Origin of the sequence: Tritonibacter sp. SIMBA_163 (assembly GCF_046535935.1) — a bacterium.
Taxonomy (GTDB): domain Bacteria; phylum Pseudomonadota; class Alphaproteobacteria; order Rhodobacterales; family Rhodobacteraceae; genus Epibacterium; species Epibacterium scottomollicae.
In genome coordinates this window covers 72,248-92,144 of the sequence record NZ_JAWJBP010000001.1, presented here as the reverse complement: position 1 = coordinate 92,144, position 19,897 = coordinate 72,248, and the positions used below count along the sequence as shown (strand labels likewise).

Annotated in this window: 18 protein-coding genes; 12 read left to right on the top strand and 6 right to left on the bottom strand. The window is 60.0% G+C overall.

The features are described 5' to 3' along the window. Positions 1–29 precede the first annotated feature (29 nt). From R0J92_RS00405 to R0J92_RS00395, 3 genes are all read right to left on the bottom strand, one after another. Complete coding sequence (locus R0J92_RS00405) at positions 30–1,004, bottom strand: CpsD/CapB family tyrosine-protein kinase (RefSeq protein WP_411050345.1); 975 nt, start codon at positions 1,002–1,004, stop codon at positions 30–32. A gap of 350 nt (positions 1,005–1,354) precedes the next feature. After that, entirely contained in the window at positions 1,355–2,068 is a 714-nt protein-coding gene (locus R0J92_RS00400) for a sugar transferase (protein WP_411050344.1), read from the bottom strand. Positions 2,069–2,426: 358 nt separating this feature from the next. Further along, positions 2,427–3,455 carry an AraC family transcriptional regulator gene (locus R0J92_RS00395; RefSeq protein WP_411050343.1) on the bottom strand — a complete coding sequence of 343 codons (1,029 nt, stop codon included), beginning with the start codon at positions 3,453–3,455 and terminating at the stop codon, positions 2,427–2,429. Positions 3,456–3,910: 455 nt separating this feature from the next. Between R0J92_RS00395 and R0J92_RS00390 the strand changes: the two genes are divergently transcribed. Next, entirely contained in the window at positions 3,911–4,726 is an 816-nt protein-coding gene (locus R0J92_RS00390; protein ID WP_411050342.1) for a 2-dehydro-3-deoxygalactonokinase, read from the top strand. A 21-nt stretch (positions 4,727–4,747) separates the two neighbouring features. Here R0J92_RS00390 and R0J92_RS00385 read toward each other — a convergent pair whose 3' ends face one another. After that, positions 4,748–5,554 carry a TIGR03084 family metal-binding protein gene (locus tag R0J92_RS00385; RefSeq protein WP_411050341.1) on the bottom strand — a complete coding sequence of 269 codons (807 nt, stop codon included), beginning with the start codon at positions 5,552–5,554 and terminating at the stop codon, positions 4,748–4,750. Positions 5,555–5,862: 308 nt separating this feature from the next. Between R0J92_RS00385 and R0J92_RS00380 the strand changes: the two genes are divergently transcribed. Further along, positions 5,863–7,014, top strand: a complete 1,152-nt coding sequence (locus R0J92_RS00380) for a hypothetical protein (protein ID WP_411050340.1) — start codon at positions 5,863–5,865, stop codon at positions 7,012–7,014. An 81-nt stretch (positions 7,015–7,095) separates the two neighbouring features. Here R0J92_RS00380 and R0J92_RS00375 read toward each other — a convergent pair whose 3' ends face one another. Then, the gene (locus tag R0J92_RS00375) at positions 7,096–8,229 is read right to left on the bottom strand and encodes a class I SAM-dependent RNA methyltransferase (protein WP_411050339.1); all 1,134 of its coding nucleotides are present in this window, start codon (positions 8,227–8,229) and stop codon (positions 7,096–7,098) included. Between the two features lie 275 nt (positions 8,230–8,504). Here R0J92_RS00375 and R0J92_RS00370 point away from each other — a divergent pair, with 275 nt between their 5' ends. The 9 genes from R0J92_RS00370 to R0J92_RS00330 all read left to right on the top strand — a co-directional run bounded on the left by R0J92_RS00370 (position 8,505) and on the right by R0J92_RS00330 (position 17,135). After that, complete coding sequence (locus R0J92_RS00370) at positions 8,505–10,238, top strand: ABC transporter substrate-binding protein (protein ID WP_106162006.1); 1,734 nt, start codon at positions 8,505–8,507, stop codon at positions 10,236–10,238. Between the two features lie 181 nt (positions 10,239–10,419). Beyond that, positions 10,420–11,496 (top strand): ABC transporter ATP-binding protein, encoded by a 1,077-nt coding sequence (locus R0J92_RS00365; RefSeq protein ID WP_106162005.1) that lies wholly within the window; start codon positions 10,420–10,422, stop codon positions 11,494–11,496. 9 nt (positions 11,497–11,505) lie between these two features. Next, the gene (locus R0J92_RS00360) at positions 11,506–12,579 is read left to right on the top strand and encodes an ABC transporter ATP-binding protein (RefSeq protein WP_411050338.1); all 1,074 of its coding nucleotides are present in this window, start codon (positions 11,506–11,508) and stop codon (positions 12,577–12,579) included. A 6-nt stretch (positions 12,580–12,585) separates the two neighbouring features. Then, positions 12,586–13,449, top strand: a complete 864-nt coding sequence (locus tag R0J92_RS00355) for a carbohydrate ABC transporter permease (RefSeq protein WP_106162003.1) — start codon at positions 12,586–12,588, stop codon at positions 13,447–13,449. 14 nt (positions 13,450–13,463) lie between these two features. Next, on the top strand, positions 13,464–14,261 hold the full coding sequence (locus tag R0J92_RS00350) for a carbohydrate ABC transporter permease (protein WP_106162002.1): 798 nt from the start codon (positions 13,464–13,466) through the stop codon (positions 14,259–14,261). Position 14,262: 1 nt separating this feature from the next. Further along, a complete protein-coding gene (locus R0J92_RS00345; protein ID WP_411050337.1) occupies positions 14,263–14,541 on the top strand; it encodes a DUF2160 domain-containing protein in 279 nt (92 codons plus the stop codon). Positions 14,542–14,841: 300 nt separating this feature from the next. After that, the gene (locus R0J92_RS00340; RefSeq protein WP_411050336.1) at positions 14,842–15,237 is read left to right on the top strand and encodes a BlaI/MecI/CopY family transcriptional regulator; all 396 of its coding nucleotides are present in this window, start codon (positions 14,842–14,844) and stop codon (positions 15,235–15,237) included. After that, positions 15,227–16,366: a M56 family metallopeptidase gene (locus tag R0J92_RS00335; RefSeq protein WP_411050335.1), complete on the top strand. Its 1,140-nt coding sequence runs from the start codon at positions 15,227–15,229 to the stop codon at positions 16,364–16,366. The genes R0J92_RS00340 and R0J92_RS00335 overlap by 11 nt, the downstream gene beginning before the upstream one ends. Positions 16,367–16,472: 106 nt before the next feature. After that, positions 16,473–17,135: a GntR family transcriptional regulator gene (locus R0J92_RS00330; RefSeq protein WP_411050334.1), complete on the top strand. Its 663-nt coding sequence runs from the start codon at positions 16,473–16,475 to the stop codon at positions 17,133–17,135. A 33-nt stretch (positions 17,136–17,168) separates the two neighbouring features. Here the strand turns inward: R0J92_RS00330 and R0J92_RS00325 are convergent, their stop codons facing one another. Next, complete coding sequence (locus R0J92_RS00325; RefSeq protein ID WP_411050333.1) at positions 17,169–18,095, bottom strand: carbohydrate kinase family protein; 927 nt, start codon at positions 18,093–18,095, stop codon at positions 17,169–17,171. Between the two features lie 382 nt (positions 18,096–18,477). Here R0J92_RS00325 and R0J92_RS00320 point away from each other — a divergent pair, with 382 nt between their 5' ends. Next, a complete protein-coding gene (locus R0J92_RS00320; RefSeq protein ID WP_411050332.1) occupies positions 18,478–19,890 on the top strand; it encodes a cytochrome ubiquinol oxidase subunit I in 1,413 nt (470 codons plus the stop codon). The last annotated feature ends 7 nt before the right edge of the window (positions 19,891–19,897 follow it).

The following is a 19,897-nucleotide window of genomic DNA, read 5'->3' as shown; positions in this document are numbered from 1 at the left end:
GTTCCCGTTCCTTGTTCCGCTGCCCCCAATCAGGAGGCGCTGGTGAACTCTTCATCATTCCGGGCGCGGTTCAGCACCACTCCCAGAAGCTGCGTATGGCCGGCCAACATCTTTTCGCAGGCCTTCAGGTGGCGCGCGGTCGTCTCGCTGCCGTCTGACACCAACAGGACACCGTCGACTTGTGGCAGGAACGCTGCCACGTCATCACTGTGAAGCACCGACGGCAGATCGAACAAAGCCACGTTCGCGCGCGTGCGCCGGATCACCTCATCTATGGTGGCGGCACAGCGGGAATCATGAAGCACCTCTGCCGAGTTGTGAAAGACCGACGTACTCAAACCAAGCGCCAGCCGGTTCGACGCGGCGACAAAATGCTCGTCCAACCGCAGCTCTCCGCGCAGGAACCCGAGCATATCGCCGTTATAGAGCGCAGCCCGCTCCAGTCCCAAAGCAGCGGCAACTCCGGGGGTGCGCATATTGAGATCCATCAGCACCGTGCGGCTCTCCGGCACACGCGCCAGGCTGAGAGCGAGGTTCGCCGCGGTAAAGCTGGCGCCACATCCAGGCGTCGGCCCGCAGATCGCGACCCGTGTCCAGCCTTGCGCCCGCAATGTATGCAGCAGTCGCGTGCGGAGCAGGTCAAAGGCGCGCGCCGTCGGGGACTGTCGAAAGAAATCGACCAGCGGCAGGCGACTGCGGTGCTCACTCAGGCCTGTGACCTCGACGCGCCGCATGACATGCCAAGGGTCGGGCAGATGCGCCGGTAGCTTCTGCTCCGGTTCTGATGATTGAACGATGTCCTGCGGCTCCGATGTCTGTTTCACGGTCCATTCCAGCGGATCAGGACGGGCCTCTGCAAACCCGCGCGAGCGGTCCTGCAGTGCGTCCAGAGTATCGGCGTCCCGCCTGGCACCGGCCTCAGCGTGCCGCGGCGCGGCGGTCGCAGGCTGGGCAGGCTCGCCCGCTTTTGGTTTATTTTTGGAAGGGCGGACAGTGGCTTGCATGGCAGGACGCGCTCTCGACTGCACAGCAGACGTCTCAGGGCGCACAGGGCGGACCGGACGCACCGGTTTCACAGGCGCAACATCGTCGGCTTTGTCCTGTGGCGCGGGGGCCTTCTGTGGAACAGGCCGCGCGGTGTCCTGAGCAGGCGTCTCTTCGCGCTTGCTCCGTCGCCGCCGGAATTTCCTGAACCCCTGGTCCGTCATTGGTGCGTCACCGCCCTCATCCAAGTATAATACTGACGCTATGTTTACGCCATTGTGGTCAACATAATCTTTCACGCCGCACCTGTAAGAAATCTACGCTTATATGTCCGGCGTGCCATCTGGCAAAGGCGCCGCTCTCGTTCTTCTCAGTAGCCCGTGCGCCGCAACATCACGGAAACGGTCTTGAACAGAATGCGCAGATCCGTCCGCAAAGACACATCCAGGCAATAGAGTTCGTCGATCTCTGCCCGTTGGCAAAAGCTGGTTTCATTTCGTTCCCCTACCTGCCATGGGCCAGTGATCCCAGGTCGCAAGGCAAAATAGGCATCGGCCTTGCCGTAGATCGACAACTGATTGACGAGCATCGGGCGCGCGCCCACCAAGCTCATGTCTCCGACAAGCACGTTAAACAGCTGCGGCAGCTCATCGAGCGACGTGGCACGCAAAAAACGCCCGAACCGAGTGATCCGCGGGTCTTTCTTGATCTTCTGGGATTGATCCCATTCCCGACGCAGCGCCGGATTTTTCTGCAGATGCGCTTCCAGCAAAGCATCTGCATTCAGCACCATGGTGCGGAGTTTCAACATGTTGAAAACGCGACCGTCCTGTCCCAAGCGTTTCTGACGATAAATCGGCACGCCGCTTTCGATCCACAATGCGATCGCGCAGAACGCGATGAGCGGGATGACAATTGGCAACGCAAGAAGGACCAATGCAACATCCAGAAGCCGCTTACCATAAATGGCATAGCCTCTGTGCCCGTAATCGGTGTTGGCCTCTCGGAAAGAAGATGCCAAGGCCAGCTCTGGGAAGTCCTGCAACCCAGCAACTGCGATTGCCCCTTGATCCAATGTCTTCATTTTGTAACCCCCAAAAAACGCACACATCACAGGCCTCTAGAAGGAGGCGACACTCAGGTTCCAATCCCCTGAAACCAAGTGCTATCGTTAAGGCCCAACCCCCAGGCGATGGCCTTAACGATCAATGTCAATGTGCCGGGTGCACCAGGTGCGCCCTAACTTCGTCCCTAAAAATATCTTATTTGCAGAAAAATCGATGTAAATCTGACCAAATGGTTATCATGCCTATCTACAAGCGCTTTCTGAGAGCAAAAGGCGAAACAGTCCACGCCTGAGATAGGGTTTGTTTACAAAATGGTGCGCTGTGACCTCACACCATCACCATGAGAATCACCTGCGAGGGGCGTCGCAAGAGATTTCAAGATGATTTCAGCGCCTGGGTTCGATAGCTACCGGGGCTTTGATCGTTCCAGCGGCGAAACGCGTCGTTAAAACTGCTCAGGCTGGAATACCCGAGAAGGAAGGAGATTTCCGACAGGGATTTTTCGTTCTGGCGCAAATAGCGCAGCGCAAGGGATTTCCGCACCCCTTCCAGGATCGCAAAGAAACTTGTGCCTTCTCCGGCCAGCTTACGGGACAGGGTCCGCTGGCTCATCTCCAGCGACTTGGCCACCTTGGCGAGACTGGCATCTCCATCGGACATGCCATCCATAATCAGACGCTCGACCATGATGGAAAGATCGTTTCGACCATGCGCGCCCCCCAAATTCAGAAGCGCGGCGTGCTCCATCAATAGACTGAGCAACCCAGCATCTGCGGCTACCAACCGTTGCTGCAGATCCTGTCTGCGAAAGGCCAAACGGTTGCAGCGTGCCCGGTATCCGGGCGCCAGCCCAAAGACGGCCATCGCGTCGGCTGGTTGTGCCGGTGGGGTATGCATGAACTCAACAGCAACAGGTGCAACGGCCTCCCGCGTCAGCTTGTGCAGGCTGCGCACCAACAAGGCGGCCGTGAACTCACTCCAATGACGCAGGTCGAGTTTACCCTGCGAACCGTAGTCCCATCGCAGCTCCACAAGACCTGTTCCCGCCCCTTGCGTTGGGTCGACATTGGCAACCTGAAAGACCGCACTGAGTTCGGTCAGCGTCCGCAAGGCCTCGCCCAGCGTTGCAGAGGCACTGACAGCATAGCCGACCAGGCCCGCATCTCTGAGGGTGCAGTGTCTCGCAAGCGAATAGCCGATAAGAGGATCCGCGCAGGTGCGTTCAGCAACCTCAAACGCAAGCGAATGTTCATGAACCGGCAAAGACTGAGAAGGATCATCAAACGCCTCGGGAAGCGAGAGCTGCTGTGCGACCAGATTGGAATAGTCGTGCCCTTTCCCTGATACGTATTCCGCAAGCCGAACGAGAAACGCTCCGCCATTCGGAGCGAAAACATCTTTCACAACTGACCCTCCGCATGCCGAGCTGGCAGGTCGGAGAAGCGGCCAACTGGCCGTTTGAGACACACGCTACGGGTCGTTGCTATATCGCCAAGCCTATACATTTACTGGACCTCACAGATACGCATACTTCAAAGGTGAATACGCGCTAACAGATTTCAAAAAGTAACATAGTCCGTACGTCGAAAGGCTCGGAAAATTTCCGGACTGTTGCGCATAAGGCAAAGCTATCCCAGACGGAAATTGCATTGCAGTTGGCCTCAGGGGCCGTCGTGTCCGTTCCCTCGATGTCTCTTCTTTATATTCTAGTTGTCTAAAAACCTCTGCGTTGCTTCGGTTTAATTCGCCAAACCAAAAGTATAGTGGCGCTAACCGGAGGGGCGCAGGGTGGAGCGATTGTGTTCTGCTTATTTTCGAGGCATCACGGGGAGCAACAGGAACTCAGCCCCGAGGCCCCCATGACCGACCCCACAGACATCTGGATCGCCTTCGACGAGGAACATCGACCATCGAGGGCTTGGAAAATGGCAGGGGCCTCCCCCTCCGGCAGCCCCGTGGCGGTTGATGGGTTGGAGCAAGCCTGTGCGCTGGCACCGGAGTGCCCTGTCCTGACGGCCGCGGACGCGAAGACAGACGCGACCGCACTTCCTGCCAGCCCTTCAACGCTGAAGATAATTCAGTCTGGCAGGGTACACACCGTCGCAGCCCTCTCTCAGGCGCGCCCCCATGCGCGACTGGCCGGCGCGGCCAACCGGATCGCCGGCTTCCTCAGCCTGAACAAGGACTGGGATGGCGTGATTTGCCTTCCTGGCTTTGACACAACGGTCTGGGCGCTGATCAGTGCAGACGAAGTGGTAAGCGTTCTGGCCTTTGCAACCGTACCATTGGTCGAGGCCCTGAGCCCGGTAGACATTCACCAGACGATGCCCGATGCAAACACGCTTTCGGATCACTTGCAGGACGTCACATCGAAGCCAGAGAACCTTGCCCTGCGCACCGCCGAAACCCGGCTACTCTGGGCAACAGATACGCTGAGCGACGGGGCCGCGCTGGGACAGATCTGGGGCGCTGCGCTCGGGGCTGAACTGGCGGCCTCCAGGGCCTATTGGCTTGGGCAGAACTTGGCGCTGATTGCCCCGGCCCCGCTGGCGGCCCCCTACAAGAAGGCGCTCGAGGGACAGTTTGTGCCCGTCACTGAAACAGACGAGGCCCGCATGACGCTTGCAGGGTACATCAGCGCATACCAACGCCTGCGCGCAGCACCGGATGCATAACGGTCGCCTTGCGCCACACCGTTAGCCCTCCTGCAGAAGACGAAATCGCGTACCCGGTGCTGGCGGGGCTGTTGGTGGGCCGGCAAAACACTGCGCCTGCATCATCCATTGTCGCGCCGTGCCATTGGTCGCCTTGACTTGAGTATCCGACCAATGGCGCACCTGCGTGACGATCTGCGCAAACTCAACGGCAGATCCCTCGACCCGATTGCCCTCCTGTGGCGTGTTCCAGGTCCAGACCTCACCCGAAGGCGCCGTAAGCACCACATGCGGCGCAGGCTCTGGAACCGAATGCCCGTGGACCCGAAAGCTCCAGCCGAATGTCGCGACGCCCAGATGGGCGATATTGCGGATCCGGTTGGTTTCTGGCCGCGCCTGTCCCAGTAGGTCGAAAACCTCCTGCCCATGCGCCCAGGTTTCCATCTGTCGGGCAGTGATCGCGCTGAGCGCGCTCATATCCGGCCCCACCCAAGGCACGCGCGCCTTGGGGTCCGCCTTTAGATACGCCCCGGCCAGCCTGTCGACGCCGGCCCGCCATGCACGAAACAAATCTGGGCCACGCAGCCCGTTAAGCCAAGGATACTGCAGCTCCAATATGCTGGCACCACCCGCAAGCTCGGCCATCGCAAAGGCCATCATGGCCTCGAAGGCCTCCGGTCCTTTCAGTGCGGCTTCTGCCGCGGCGTTAAAGAAATGCAAATGCCCCAAGACGTCATTCACCGTCCAGTCCTTGAACTGTGTGACGGAGTCGAACACGTCTTCCGGGGCCTCTGAGAGCAGGGCGAACAGCACGCTACTCTCTTCGCGGAAATCTTCAGCCTGCTGCATCGCTTACCCCTCATCACTGACGCTCATGAATGCGTCAAAACTGTGCCAGCCAACCGAATCTTGGCAACCGTGAATGTCCAGTTGTGACGCTGCGGAAACAATGCAGTCACGAGCGCCTCACTGTTCGAGATGGACTGCCGAAAAAAGGCTAATTTTAATAGAATTTAAGAAAAAACTAAGGCGCGGGCGCCGGCCTTCATAAGCTGCATCCTTGCGGCCAGCATGTGTTCTTCTTCGAGTTTTCTCGCGGAAGCATGCCTGCGGGCCGCATTTTGGAGTTTGGGACAAGAGTAAGAAGGATAGTAACCATGTCTTGGGGTTCTTTTGGGTGGGGCGGTTTCTCGTGGGGGGGATCGTACAGCTTTGGCGGAAAATCACTTTTCGGCGGAGGCTACAGCAGTTGGAGCAATCACGGCTGGACCTACGATGCTTGGTCGGGCTGCGGTGGAAAGTCAAAATCCTGGCGTGATGACGACGATGATCAGGATGATGGCCGCAGCGGGTGGGACTTCGGCTGGGGTCACGGTCGCGGGCGTGACCGGGATGAGGACCGGGATGACGATCAGGACGACCGCGACGATGACTGCGATGATGACGGCGGGCGTGGCGGTCGCTGGGGGCGTTGGGGCCGAGACCGCGATGACGATGACCGCGGCGGACGGGGCCACCGGTGGTGGGATCGCGACGATGATGATCGCTGCGGGCGCGACGAGGACGAAGACGACGAGGATGAGGACGACGAAGACGATACCCCCCTCCCCCCGACGGACGGCGGTGACGACGACGATGACAACGGCGACGGCGACGGCGACGGCGACGGCGACGGCGACGGCGACGGCGACGGCGACACAGGTGGCGACGATGGCGGAACAGATGGCAAGACCACCATCGATTTCACCTTGGGCAACAGCCAGCAATTGACCTTTGAAGTGAGCCAGACCGAACAAGGCACGTTGTTCTTCAAGGTCGTTCCAACCTCCTGGGACAGCGAAGAAACCGACATCGACGGCATTTTTATGAACCTGACCGACGATGCGACGGCAAACGGGCTGAACATCCACCCGGATGAAAACGCCATCCCGCTGACCAATCAGGAAATTGCGCCCAATGGCGTGAACTCTCTGGAGGATGGCACAACCTTGTCGGAAAACTTCGACATCGGCCTGCAATTCGGACAAGAGCCAAACAGCACCGACGGGTTCGTTGACAACCTGTCCTTCACCCTCTGGTCCGACAACGGCCCGCTCTCGCTCGAGGATGTGGACCTGAACAATATCGCTCTGGTCACCGGCCTCGACAACGACGACCCTCAGGTCATCGTGGGCGGCCTCGCAGGTGATGTGACCGATACGGTTACAACAACATTGGACGACGTTCTAAGCCTCATGAACCAGGAAATCCCGGAAGATGAGGAGACCTTGGATGACGCTGAAGAAGACGCATTGATGGACGTCGCCTGACATCAACTTGCACTGTTCTGAGTAAGTTCACAAAGGGCGAGGGCACGATCATGTGCCCTCGCCGCTCCACAGACGCAGCCGTTATTTAAGGGCGTCAGTCCGGAATAGGCGCACCTTCAAACCGCCATGGGCGATCGGCGCCCCCAACGGCAGAAATGGCAGCCCAGTGGCACGCGCCAGCTGCGTGTCGCTTGTGATGATGCCCACGCGCCACCCCGAAAAACGCGACTTCAGCACCTCGCCAAGCGAGCCGTATACCGCGAAGAGCTGCTTTTTGTTGCCAATCCGCGCACCATAGGGCGGGTTGACCATCACGAGGCCCGGCGGGCCATCGGGTCGTTGCAAATCACTCACCGCCGCATGGCTGAACCGGCAGAGATCTGCAACACCAGCGCGCTCAGCGTTCTGCGTCCCCATCTCCACCGCACCGGCGTTTCGGTCAGACCCATGAAACGTCAGGTCAACGTCACGCGGTTCGGCTATCTCCGAGCGGAGTTTGCGCCAGCCCGCCTCGTCGAAATTGGACAGTCGCTCGAACGCAAAACTCCGGCTGCGCCCTGCGGCCAGCCCCCGCGCGATTTCTGCAGCCTCGATCACGAAGGTACCAGAGCCACACATGGGATCCACGACAGGCTCCTGCCCATCAAACTCACAGGCCTGTAGAAACAGCGACGCAAGCGTTTCGCGCATCGGAGCTTTGCCGACCGCGACTTTGTGCCCCCGTTTGTGCAGTCCCTCGCCAGAGGTATCGACGCTGAAAATGCAGGTATTGTCGTCAATGCGCACCTTGACGGTCACCGGGTCCGCCTCGTCGTCGGATTTTGAGATCGGCGCCCCAAGTTCCTCGCTGATCGCTGTTTCGATACGCTGTGTCGCCGCACCGGCGTGGTAAATCTTGGACTTCTTGTTGGTGACCACCTCAACCTTCACCGGCACATCTGGACGCAACACATCCCCCCATGGGAATTTGCGTGCCCGCTTGTCCAACTGCGCAAGGTGGAAGGCACGGAACGACCCGATCCTGGCCAGCACGCGCGTGGCACCGCGCAGATAGAGGTTCGCGCGCCGGACATCCCCCCAGTTGCCCTCAAAGCTGACCCCGCCCGGAACTTGCCGCGCGGCGGCAAACCCCAAATCCTGGGCCTCTTTACGAAGGATGTGTTCCAAACCCGGTGGGGCGATGAGAAAAATTTCAAAGGTGTGATCTGCGTTCATGAGCGCTCTCATATCCGGAATCATCCGCTGCCGATATCCCAAAACGTTCCAGAACAAAGGTCAGAATAGCAGACATATTTGACGCGCTGCAGCACGAAACACGCCTCACCTTGCGTCACATGCAGCGCCAGGCACGTGAATTAAAATCTTTCCTTATCAACAAATTACATCATTACTAAAAAATTAGTTTGACAAAACTCCGACCGCAGTGAAGTCTCAGGACCAGTCGGATGAGCGATAATCATCCGACCTTACAGACTTTAGGGAGGAGAAAGATGCGCAAGTATCTTTTGTCCGCAGTTGCAGCCGGGGCTGTTATTGCGGCAACGGGTTCGTATGCCGACGAGGCAGCGGCCCAGAAATGGATTGACGAGGAGTTCCAGCCCTCGGTTCTGAACAAGGACGAACAGCTGGCCGAGATGCAATGGTTCATCAAGGCAGCCGAGCCCTATTCGGGCATGGAGATCAATGTGCTCTCCGAAGGCATTCCGACCCATGCGTATGAATCCGAAGTGCTGACCAAGGCATTTGAGGAAATCACGGGCATCAAGGTGAACCACCAGATTCTGGGCGAAGGCGAGGTCGTACAGGCCGTGCAAACCCAGATGCAGACCAAGCGGAATCTCTATGACGCCTACGTCAACGATTCCGACCTGATCGGCACGCACTCGCGCCTGCAGCTCGCCTACAACCTCAGCGACATGATGGAAGGCGAGTTCAAGGATATCACCAATCCCGATCTCGACCTTGACGACTTCATGGGCACCCAGTTCACCACTGGCCCGGATGGCGATCTCTATCAGTTGCCGAGCCAGCAGTTTGTGAACCTCTACTGGTTCCGCAAGGACTGGTTTGACCGCGAAGACCTTCAGGCCGCCTTCAAGGAAAAATACGGCTACGAGCTGGGTGTTCCAGTCAACTGGTCCGCCTATGAAGACATCGCCGAGTTCTTTTCCAAAGACGTGAAGGAAATCGACGGGACAGCCATCTACGGCCACATGGATTACGGCAAACGTGCGCCGGATCTGGGCTGGCGGATGACCGATGCGTGGCTCTCGATGGCCGGCGCGGGCTCCAAGGGCAAACCAAACGGCGTTCCGATCGACGAATGGGGCATCCGGATGGAAGAAGGCACCTGTAACCCGGTGGGCGCAAGCGTCACCCGCGGTGGTGCCGCAAACGGTCCGGCTGCGGTCTACGCGATCCGCAAATGGGACGAATGGCTGCGTAAATACGCCCCTCCAGGTGCGGCGTCATATGACTTCTACCAGTCTCTGCCCGCATTGGCGCAAGGCAATGTTGCCCAGCAGATCTTCTGGTACAGCGCCTTTACCGCCGACATGGTGAAGCCGAAGTCCGAAGGCAACAACACCGTCGACGACAACGGCACGCCGCTCTGGCGCATGGCGCCGTCGCCGCACGGCCCCTACTGGGAAGAAGGCCAGAAGGTCGGTTATCAGGACGTGGGTTCCTGGACCTTCCTCAACTCCACCCCGATCGACCGCGCACAGGCCGCATGGCTCTATGCACAGTTTGTCGTCTCCAAGACCGTGGACGTAAAGAAATCCCACGTTGGGCTGACCTTCATCCGCGACAGCTCTGTCCGGCACGAAAGCTTCACCGAGCGCGCGCCGAAACTGGGTGGCCTGGTGGAATTCTACCGTTCGCCTGACCGCACCGCATGGTCCCCGACCGGCGTGAACGTGCCTGACTATCCGAAGCTGGCCCAGATCTGGTGGCAGCAAATCGGCGACGTCAACTCTGGCGCCTTCACTCCGCAAGAAGCCATGGACCGTCTCGCCGAAGAGATGGACATCACCATGGGTCGGATGCAGCGTGCAGACGAACAGGCCGAAATCTACGGTGGCTGCGGCCCGCGTCTGAACGAAGAGAAAGACGCGGAGTGGTGGTACGCCAATGGCGGCGCCAAGCCGAAACTGGAGAACGAAAAGCCCCAAGGCCAGACCGTGAACTACGACGAGCTGGTCGCCCGCTGGGCCGAGAACTGATCTCCCTGGGGTCTACCCCCCGTTCGTGCCGGGCCTGACCAACGGGCCCGGCTCCACCTGCCCCGGCTGATGTGCCCTGCGATTGCGGGCCCGCCGGCCGGGGCTTTTCCTTCGACACCACGATAGCCCGACGCGCATGGGGGAAACCCTGTGAACGCAGGGCCGGAAAGTTCCAACCACCATGGCACTCGAACTCAGATCCGTGACAAAACGCGTGGGTGGCGTTCTCCACATCAAGGAGACCTCCCTGACGCTCGAACCCGGTCAATTCAACGTCCTGCTGGGCGCAACCGGCTCGGGAAAGACCTCTCTTATCAAGATGATGGCCGGGCTTGACCCGATGGCCTCCGGCGCGGTCCTGATGGACGGCGAGGATGTCACCCGCCTCAGCACGCAGAAGCGCAACATCAGCCTCGTGCATCAATTCTTCATCAACTACCCGCATATGACAGTCTACGACAACATCGCCTCGCCGCTGAAGGTCGCGGGCATGGCCAAGTCGGAACTGGACGACCGGGTGCAGGAAGCGGCACAGATCCTGCAGCTGACCCCAATGCTGCATCGTCGCCCGCATGAACTGTCTGGTGGTCAGCAGCAGCGCACCGCGCTGGCGCGCGCCATCGCCAAGGAAAGCCGGGCCGTGTTCCTCGATGAACCACTGGCCAACCTCGACTACAAACTGCGCGAGGAGCTGCGCGACCAGCTGCCCGAGCTCTTTGCCGGTCGTGGCGCCGTGGTGGTCTACGCGACCTCGGAACCCGAAGAGGCCTTGCTGCTGGGCGGCAAGACCGCGTTGATGCGTGATGGTCGCGTCACCCAGTTCGGCCCCACCGCCGATATCTACCGCAACCCGGAAAACGTCGAGGCGGCGCGGGTGTTCTCCGATCCGCCGATCAACACCGCCACCATCACCAAGCAGGGATCTGAGGCCCGTCTGGGCGCGGATGTCCGCTGGACGCTCGAAGGTGCAGCGGCTGGCCTGCAGGACGGCACCTATACCATCGCCATCCGCCCGCATCACGTGGTGCCGGTGGCCGAGGCGGCCGGTCTGGTCAAGCTCAACGGCCGGGTGCAAGTGACGGAGCTCTCCGGCTCCGAAAGCTCCGCGCATTTCGACCTCGCCGCCTCCGGCCAGGAGACCTACTGGGTCTCGCTCAGCCATGGCGTGCACCCTTACGAGGTGGGCGAACTGCATGATTTCTATATGGATCCCCGGGCGGCCTATGTCTTTGCCCCCGACGGCTCCCGCGTGGCATGAGGCGATAAAATGGCCAAGATTACCCTGTCCAAACTGCGGCACAGCTACATGTCCACCCCGAAATCCGACAGCGACTACGCGCTGAAGGAGATCGACCTCGACTGGAACGACGGCGGCGCCTATGCCCTGCTCGGCCCCTCCGGTTGCGGCAAATCCACCCTGCTGAACATCATCTCCGGGCTGCTGGTGCCCTCCGAGGGGCAAATCCTGTTTGACGGCAAGGACGTCACCAAACTGCCCCCCGACCAGCGCAACATCGCGCAGGTGTTCCAGTTCCCGGTGATCTACGACACCATGACCGTCTACGACAACCTCGCCTTCCCGCTGCGCAATCGCGGCCGCGACGAGGCCATGGTCAAGACCCGCGTCATGGCGATCGCCGAGATGCTGGAGGTCACTGAGATGCTCGAACAGAAAGCCGCCGGCCTGTCGCCAGACAACAAGCAGAAGATCTCCATGGGGCGTGGTCTGGTGCGCGAGGACGTCAACGTGGTGATGTTCGACGAACCGCTCACCGTGATCGACCCGCATCTGAAATGGAAACTGCGCTCCAAGCTCAAGGAGCTGCACCAGCGCGTCAAGGCGACGATGATCTACGTCACCCACGACCAGACCGAGGCGCTGACCTTTGCTGATCAGGTGGTGGTGATGCAGCTGGGCGAAGTGGTTCAAATCGGCACCCCGGTGGAGCTGTTCGAACGCCCGGCGCATACTTTCGTCGGCCACTTCATCGGCTCGCCGGGCATGAACATCATCCCCTGCTCTTACGATGGCAGCGCCAAGATCGAGGGCCAGCCCGTCACCTTGGAAGGTCCCGTGCGCGGCACCCCCACCGGCCAGACCGAAATCGGCATCCGCCCGGAGTTTGTCTCGCTGTCCGATACCGGCTTGCCCGCCACGGTCACCAAGGTTTCCGATGTGGGCCGCCACACGGTCGTCGAATGCGACTGCCTCGGCCACAAGGTGAACGCCGTGATCGAGGAAGGCGCCGCGCCGCAAAAGGGCGACAGCACCCACCTCGCCTTCCGCCAAGACCAGACCCGGCTTTATGTCGACGGCTGGCTCGCCACTGACCCGGAGTAACAGCAAATGAAAACCGAAAACCAAAAAGCATGGTTCTTTGTGCTGCCGGTCCTGCTGCTGGTAGCCTTCAACGCCCTGATCCCGATGATGACCGTCGTCAACTACTCCGTGCAGGAGACCTTTGGCGACAACGTCTTTTTCTGGCAGGGCCTGGACTGGTTCGAACAGATCCTGCGCTCGGACCGGTTCCACGCCGCCCTCGGTCGGCAGTTCCTGTTCACCTTCCTGATCCTGATCATCGAGGTGCCGCTGGGCATCGCCATCGCGCTGTCGATGCCGCGCCAGGGCTTCTGGGTGCCGGTTTGCCTCGTCCTGATGGCGCTGCCGATGCTGATCCCGTGGAACGTGGTTGGCGCGATGTGGAACATCTTCACCCTGCCCGACATCGGCCTTCTGGGGTACTTCCTGAACCATACCTTGGGCATCAACTACGACATGACCCAAGACCCGATCGCCGCCTGGGTGACCATCGTCACCATGGACGTCTGGCACTGGACCTCACTCGTGGTGCTGCTGTCCTATGCTGGTCTCGTCTCGATCCCCGACGCCTATTACCAGGCGGCCAAGATCGACGGCGCGTCCAACTGGTCTGTGTTCCGCTACATCCAGCTGCCGAAGATGAAGACCGTCCTGACCATCGCGATCCTGTTGCGGTTCATGGACAGTTTCAACATCTACACCGAGCCGTTTGTGCTCACCGGCGGTGGCCCCGGCAACTCCACCACGCTCCTGTCGATCGACCTGGTGAAAATCGCCCTTGGTCAGTTCGACCTCGGTCCCGCCGCGGCAATGTCGCTCATCTACTTTGCAATCACGCTTCTGGTCAGCTGGCTGTTCTACACGCTGATGACCAAAGACGATCAGAACTAAGGGAGGGACCAGTTATGCAGAAACGTTCCATCGTCCCCATCGTCTATATCCTATTCCTCATGCTGCCGATCTACTGGCTGGTGGCGATGAGCTTCAAGACGACCAATGAAATCCTCTCCGGCTTTTCGCTGTTTCCGCAGACCTTCACGCTGGAAAACTACAAGGTGATCTTCACCGATCCGACCTGGTACTGGGGGTACATCAACTCGATCCTCTACGTGTCGATCAACACGGTGATCTCGGTTTGCGTGGCGCTGCCTGCGGCCTATGCCTTCTCGCGCTACCGCTTTCTGGGCGACAAGCAGCTGTTCTTCTGGCTGCTCACCAACCGGATGGCCCCGGCGGCGGTCTTTGCCCTGCCCTTCTTCCAACTCTATTCCGCTGTCGGTCTCTTTGACACCCATCTCGCGGTGGCGCTGGCGCATTGCTTGTTCAACATTCCGCTGGCGGTCTGGATCCTCGAAGGCTTCATGGGCGGTGTGCCAAAAGAGTTGGATGAGACGGCCTATGTGGACGGCTATTCCTTCCCGCGCTTCTTCGTGTCGATCTTTCTGCCTGCCATCAAGGCCGGCGTCGGCGTGGCGGCCTTCTTCTGCTTCATGTTCTCATGGGTCGAGCTACTGCTGGCCAAGACCCTGACGGCAGTTGCGGCAAAACCCATCGCCGCCACCATGACCAAGACCGCATCCTCCGCTGGCTACGAGTTGGGCCTGCTTGCGGCGGCGGGTACACTGACCATCATTCCGGGCGCCATCGTGATCTATTTCGTCCGCAACTACATCGCGAAGGGCTTCGCGATGGGGAGAGTTTGATATGCTGAGCTGGATGGCCTGGACCTGGCCCACCGCCCTTGTGTTCATCGGGATCTTCTCTGCCATCGGCGTGCTGATCCTGTTGGAAATCCGCAGCCCCGGCGGCGATGCCCGCAAAGGTATCCTCGGCCTGACCACCACCCGAGGGGACCGGTTGTTCATCACGCTTCTGGGCACTTCCTACATCTTCCTGGCCTGGCTGGGGCTGGTGGGAATGCCGCTCTGGATCCCATTGGGGCTGGCAATCGCCTGGGGGATCTTCAGCTTCTGGAAGGTGTAACGCGCCATTCCAGACACACTCAAGAACGGTCCTGAGGGCTCATCTGCACCTCAGGACCATCTCGGCAAACCGTCACCGCGCCGCCTCACACGCGCCGCCGGCTGTCGGGCCATCGCCTCTCCTGAGACGTAGAATCGGCGCGCGGAAGCGCACAATTTTACAACCCGGCGCAGGTCCCCCACGCATCTTCTAAAAAAATAGTTTTCGTCGAAGCCAAATTCCCCTAGCATCACACCTGATCCCTTGAAGATCACCGTGACTTCTCCCCCGGTCACGGCCCGAACAGCAAAGCTTGGACATATGCGCAAGAAACAGGACCATTCCCTTCTGACCGAGGTCGAACTCGAATTCATGACCGTGGTCTGGGATCTGGGTCAGGGATCCGTGCGTGATATCCTTGCCGAGCTGAATAAACTGCAAGAGCGCGCCTACACATCCGTGGCCACTGTTCTCAAGATCATGGAACAGAAAGGGTTTCTGACCAGCGAGCGGGTCGACCGTTCCCTCGTCTACCGCCCGGCCATTCCAAAGGCAGACTATCAAAAGACGTCGCTCAAAAACCTGTCGAGCAAGCTTTTCAACGGCACGCCGGCGGCCCTCGTGGCCCGGCTGGTCGATGATGAGGACATCACCGATGCCATGCTCGAAGAAATGCGTGCCCTTCTCAATGAAAGGCTGGGGGACAATGAAATCTGATGCGCTTCTGAACGCCTACATAGATCTGAACCTTCTGGTGTGTGCCGGTGCGCTGCTGTGGCTCGCCGCCCGCGCAGGGTTGCGACGGACCTCCCTTGCCACCGTCTACGGCCCGCAACTGCGACTGTTGAACAGCATGACGGTGCTGCTGGCGCTGACACCCGTGCTGGTGTTGATCATGAACGCCAGCGGTCTGGGGCATCCGCCGACGCTGTCGGACATGCTGGTCTCGCAATACCTGCAGGGCAATGTGAACATGTCCGCCACGCAGTTCGAAGCGATGATCGGCATGCGCGAGGATCTGGTGCGGGATCTCACCGCCAGCCAGGCGATCTGGAGCCGTAGCGTTGCTGTGCTGCTCATCAGCGGAGCCGCCATTTCTGCCGTGCTGCTGGGACATGCCATCCTGCGGCTGCGGAGTGCCCTTGCCTCAGCCTACCTGTGGAAACGGATTGGTCGCATCGATTTGCTGCTCAGCGATCACACCGCCGTGGCCTATTCCACCCGGGGTCTGCGTCGTCTTTACGTGGTGCTGCCGACCTCACTGCTGAACGATCCGCGGGATCTGCGCCTGACGCTGGCGCATGAGTTGCAGCATTTCCGCCAGAAGGACGTTGAAACCGCCTTCCTGATGGAATGTCTGCGTCCGCTGCTATTCTGGAACCCGGCCTATTACCTGTGGCGCCGGGACATGCGGTCGGTGCGGGAGTTTGCTTGCGATCAGGCCCTGGGCGCCCGCGCGCACTTTGACCTGCGCAGCTATTGCGAATGCCTGATCCGCGCCTCTGAACGGGCCCGCCGGACGCCGATCTTCCTCAGCTCCCGTAGCCCCTCTGTCGCGCTTCTGGACCGGCGCGAGATCCTTCGGGCACCGATCCTTGCCCGCCGCATCATCGCGATCACGGAACGTCGTCCCGAAGGACGCCAGGGGATGGTCTGGGGCGCGGTCGCCGCTGTCATTGCCGGAGCGGTTCTGGCCACGGCTTTCCTGATCCAGCGCCCCGGCGACTGGAGCCATGATCGCATCATGCTCTCGACCATCGTAAACCTTGAGCGTATGGCCAACCGCAGCAGCGCGCAGGCCACGGTGACGGCACTGAACGCGGGTTTTGCGACCTCCGCCAATTAAGTCCGGGTCGACAGCAACAGCCCTCGGCAAATCGCCCTGCTCAAGACCCAAACGCTTTGCCCTGCCCTGCCTTCCTCGCTATGAACCGCTCGAGGAGAGACATGTCATGAAACTGCAGCCCATCGATATTTCGAAAACAGCCTCTGCCGCGTCGATCGTGTTCGATGCGCTGCGCAAGGCCATTATCGAGGGTGAGCTGGAAGAAGGCACGCCGCTGCGCCAGGACGAGATCGCCCGATTGTTCAATACCAGCCGCATTCCAGTGCGCGAGGCAATCTCTCGACTGGAAGAAAAGGGACTGGTCGCCTCACAGCGGTTCAAAGGCGCCGTCGTCGCCGGACTTGACCTCGATGAGCTGCGAGAAATCTTTGAGTACCGCGCCCTGATCGAACCGGAGGTCATATGCCGCGCCGTTCCCCGCATGGATGGTGAGGCGCTAGAAGAGGCCAAGTCTTTCTTCCACGGTTTGAGCTCCACCTGCGACCCCATCGCCTGGGGGGATCTTAATCGCGGCTTCCATGAACGCCTCTACCGTGCGGCACGCCTGCCCTATCACGAGGACGCCATCGACAAAGCGATGGATCGTGTGGACCGCTACTTGCGCGCTGCATTGATCCGGTCTGGGAATGTGGCAAAATCCAATGCGGAGCATCTGGCGATCTGGCAGGCTTGTGCCGACGGTGACGCGGACCGCGCAGCGGAGCTGACCCGAGATCACATCACCCAGTCCTGTGCCGGGCTGGTTCAGAACATGCAGACCCGACGCTGATCTCACCGCCTCGGGTCCAGTCCACGGCTTGCGTCAGAGTTCGTCGAGCCAAGGCGGGTTTGCCCCCGCCCGCGACACCGTGATCGCAGCAACCTTGGCCCCGAAGGACAAGGCCTGCTTCAGATCCTCTGGCCCCAGCCTGCGCAGGGCTGCCTTTGTCATAAGCCCCATCTCATCAAGCCGCGCCATCACGCCAGCATTGAAGGTATCGCCTGCGCCGACGGTATCAATCACGTCCGCACGCTCGGCCGCGACCTCAACCATATCGCCGTCTGGCAACAGGCCGATTGCTCCGTCAGCGCCACGCGTGACCAAAACCACCGCCGGACCGCAGGCCTGCAGCGCCGCGGCCTGTGCCTGCAGGCCCGCATGATCCGGCATGATCCAGGCCAGATCCTCATCTGAGACCTTCACCATATCCGCCCGTGCCAGCATGGCCATCAGCCGCGCCCGATACCGACCCTCGTCCGGCGCGAACCCGGGTCGAATGTTGGGGTCCAGCACAACCGCGCGCTCCGCCCCTTCTCGGTCGAGGAACGCGGCATAGGTATCGGCGCAGGGTTCGCAGGCAAGGCTGATACCGCCAAAGAACAACGCGCCCACGTCCGGCGCGACCTTTGGCAACACATCTGTCGTGATCATCCGGCCAGCCGTGTTCTCGTCGTAGAATGCGTAGCTTGCGTGGCCATTCTCGAGTTTGACAAAAGCCAGCGTTGTCGGCCTATCAGATCTGACGAGGTAGTCCACCGCAACATTACTGTCGCCCAGCGCCGTCGCCAACTGCGTTCCAAACAGGTCGTTCGACACGCCGCTCAACAGCCCAACCTTGCGCCGCAGACGACCCAGCGCAATCGCCGTGTTGAAAACTGCGCCACCGGAATGGGCCACAAAGGCGTCCTGCCCGGATGCCGTCCCCGTCGGGATCATGTCGATCAGCGCTTCGCCACAACATAAGATCATTATTTCGGTCCTGCCCTCTTTTCGATGAAACCGGCCCGCGCAGAGCCAACTTGCAAGCACAGTTTAGCCGCCCGCAGATGTGGGCGCTAACATTTTTCAACTTTCCTGACAAACTTTTCCGCATCTTCGCTCCAAAACGCCCCTAGCGGCGCGAGGCCACCACATGGCGCGTTCTTCAGGGCATGGCTCGCCGGCAGATTGCACGGCTGAAATTGCGGTTTTTTTCATTTAAATCCGTACATTAGGCGCATCTTGATCGAGTGACGCTCGGCCGCAAGTGACAGCTTGACGCGCGACATGGGCGCGCAAAGGCACATGTGACAGATTGTTTTTAACGGCGGGTGGGTAGAAGTTGCCCAAAGATCTACGGCAGGAGATTCCTATGCTGGACGGCACCACAGCCGAAACTTTGGCGCGTATACAATTCGCTTTCACCGTATCCTTTCACATCATCTTTCCGGCATTCTCGATCGGGCTGGCAAGTTTTCTTGCTGTACTGAATGCGCTATGGCTGCGCACGCGGAACGACACCTATCTTACTCTCTTCGACTACTGGAAAAAGATCTTCGCCGTCGCGTTTGGCATGGGCGTCGTCTCTGGCATCGTGATGGCTTATCAGTTCGGCACCAACTGGTCGGTGTTCTCCGACAAGGCCGGGCCGATCATTGGACCTCTGATGGCGTATGAAGTGCTCTCGGCCTTCTTCCTTGAAGCGGGTTTCCTCGGCATCATGCTGTTTGGACGCAAGCGGGTCGGCGACAGGCTGCACATGTTCGCCACCGCCATGGTTGCCTTCGGGACATTGGTATCCGCGACCTGGATCCTTTCGGCGAACAGTTGGATGCAGACGCCCGCGGGCTATTCCATCGCCGCGAATGGCCAGTTCATGCCCGAAGACTGGTGGCAGATCGTGTTCAACCCCTCCTTCCCCTACCGGCTCGTGCACATGGTGTTGGCGGCCTTCCTCACCACCGCCTTTGTTGTCGGTGCGGTGGGTGCCCTGCATCTGCTGCGAGATCGTGCCGACAAGGAAGCCAGACGAATGTTCTCAATGGCGATGTGGATGGCGCTGATCGTGACACCGCTCCAGATTTTCATGGGGGACGCCCACGGCCTCAACACACTGGAGCATCAGCCGGTCAAAGTCATGGCGATGGAAGGCCATTATGACAGCCACCCCGACGGCGCACCTCTGATCCTCTTTGGCATCCCGAACCCGGAAGAGAAGCGCATTGATTATGCCCTTGAGGTGCCAAAGCTGTCCTCCCTGATCCTCAAACATGATCTGAACGCGCCGATGGAGGGCCTTGATACCGTGCCGGACGCGGACGAACCGCCGCTCACCATCGTATTCTTCAGCTTCCGTGTGATGGTGGGGCTTGGCTTTGCCATGCTGGCCGTTGGGCTCTGGAGCGGTGCCGCCAGGCTGCGCGGGCGCCTCTACGAGAGCCCTTGGTTGCATCGCGCCTGCCTTGTGATGGGGCCGTCGGGGTTTGTGGCGGTGCTTGCAGGCTGGATCACTACAGAAGTTGGACGTCAACCCTTCACGGTCTATGGGCTGCTGCGCACCTCGGACAGTCTAGCACCCGTCGAGGCACCAGCGGTTGCCACCTCGTTGATCGCCTTCGTCGTGGTCTACTTCTTCGTCTTTGGCGCGGGCACTGCATATATCCTCGCCATGATGAACAAACGACCTGCAACATTGCGCCTCGGCCTGCGCAATGCGCCGGTGCGCGCTGCAGGTATGCTTGCGCCGCGCGAGATCGAACCGCTCACCCCGAAGACTCAAAACTGAGGAGCCG

Coding starts and splice junctions, on each gene's coding strand:
- R0J92_RS00405 (WP_411050345.1), bottom strand. CDS start 1,004: ATGCAAGCCACTGTCCGCCCTTCCAAAAATAAACCAAAAGCGGGCGAG.
- R0J92_RS00400 (WP_411050344.1), bottom strand. CDS start 2,068: ATGAAGACATTGGATCAAGGGGCAATCGCAGTTGCTGGGTTGCAGGAC.
- R0J92_RS00390 (WP_411050342.1), top strand. CDS start 3,911: ATGACCGACCCCACAGACATCTGGATCGCCTTCGACGAGGAACATCGA.
- R0J92_RS00385 (WP_411050341.1), bottom strand. CDS start 5,554: ATGCAGCAGGCTGAAGATTTCCGCGAAGAGAGTAGCGTGCTGTTCGCC.
- R0J92_RS00380 (WP_411050340.1), top strand. CDS start 5,863: ATGTCTTGGGGTTCTTTTGGGTGGGGCGGTTTCTCGTGGGGGGGATCG.
- R0J92_RS00375 (WP_411050339.1), bottom strand. CDS start 8,229: ATGAACGCAGATCACACCTTTGAAATTTTTCTCATCGCCCCACCGGGT.
- R0J92_RS00370 (WP_106162006.1), top strand. CDS start 8,505: ATGCGCAAGTATCTTTTGTCCGCAGTTGCAGCCGGGGCTGTTATTGCG.
- R0J92_RS00365 (WP_106162005.1), top strand. CDS start 10,420: ATGGCACTCGAACTCAGATCCGTGACAAAACGCGTGGGTGGCGTTCTC.
- R0J92_RS00360 (WP_411050338.1), top strand. CDS start 11,506: ATGGCCAAGATTACCCTGTCCAAACTGCGGCACAGCTACATGTCCACC.
- R0J92_RS00355 (WP_106162003.1), top strand. CDS start 12,586: ATGAAAACCGAAAACCAAAAAGCATGGTTCTTTGTGCTGCCGGTCCTG.
- R0J92_RS00350 (WP_106162002.1), top strand. CDS start 13,464: ATGCAGAAACGTTCCATCGTCCCCATCGTCTATATCCTATTCCTCATG.
- R0J92_RS00345 (WP_411050337.1), top strand. CDS start 14,263: ATGCTGAGCTGGATGGCCTGGACCTGGCCCACCGCCCTTGTGTTCATC.
- R0J92_RS00340 (WP_411050336.1), top strand. CDS start 14,842: ATGCGCAAGAAACAGGACCATTCCCTTCTGACCGAGGTCGAACTCGAA.
- R0J92_RS00335 (WP_411050335.1), top strand. CDS start 15,227: ATGAAATCTGATGCGCTTCTGAACGCCTACATAGATCTGAACCTTCTG.
- R0J92_RS00330 (WP_411050334.1), top strand. CDS start 16,473: ATGAAACTGCAGCCCATCGATATTTCGAAAACAGCCTCTGCCGCGTCG.
- R0J92_RS00325 (WP_411050333.1), bottom strand. CDS start 18,095: ATGATCTTATGTTGTGGCGAAGCGCTGATCGACATGATCCCGACGGGG.
- R0J92_RS00320 (WP_411050332.1), top strand. CDS start 18,478: ATGCTGGACGGCACCACAGCCGAAACTTTGGCGCGTATACAATTCGCT.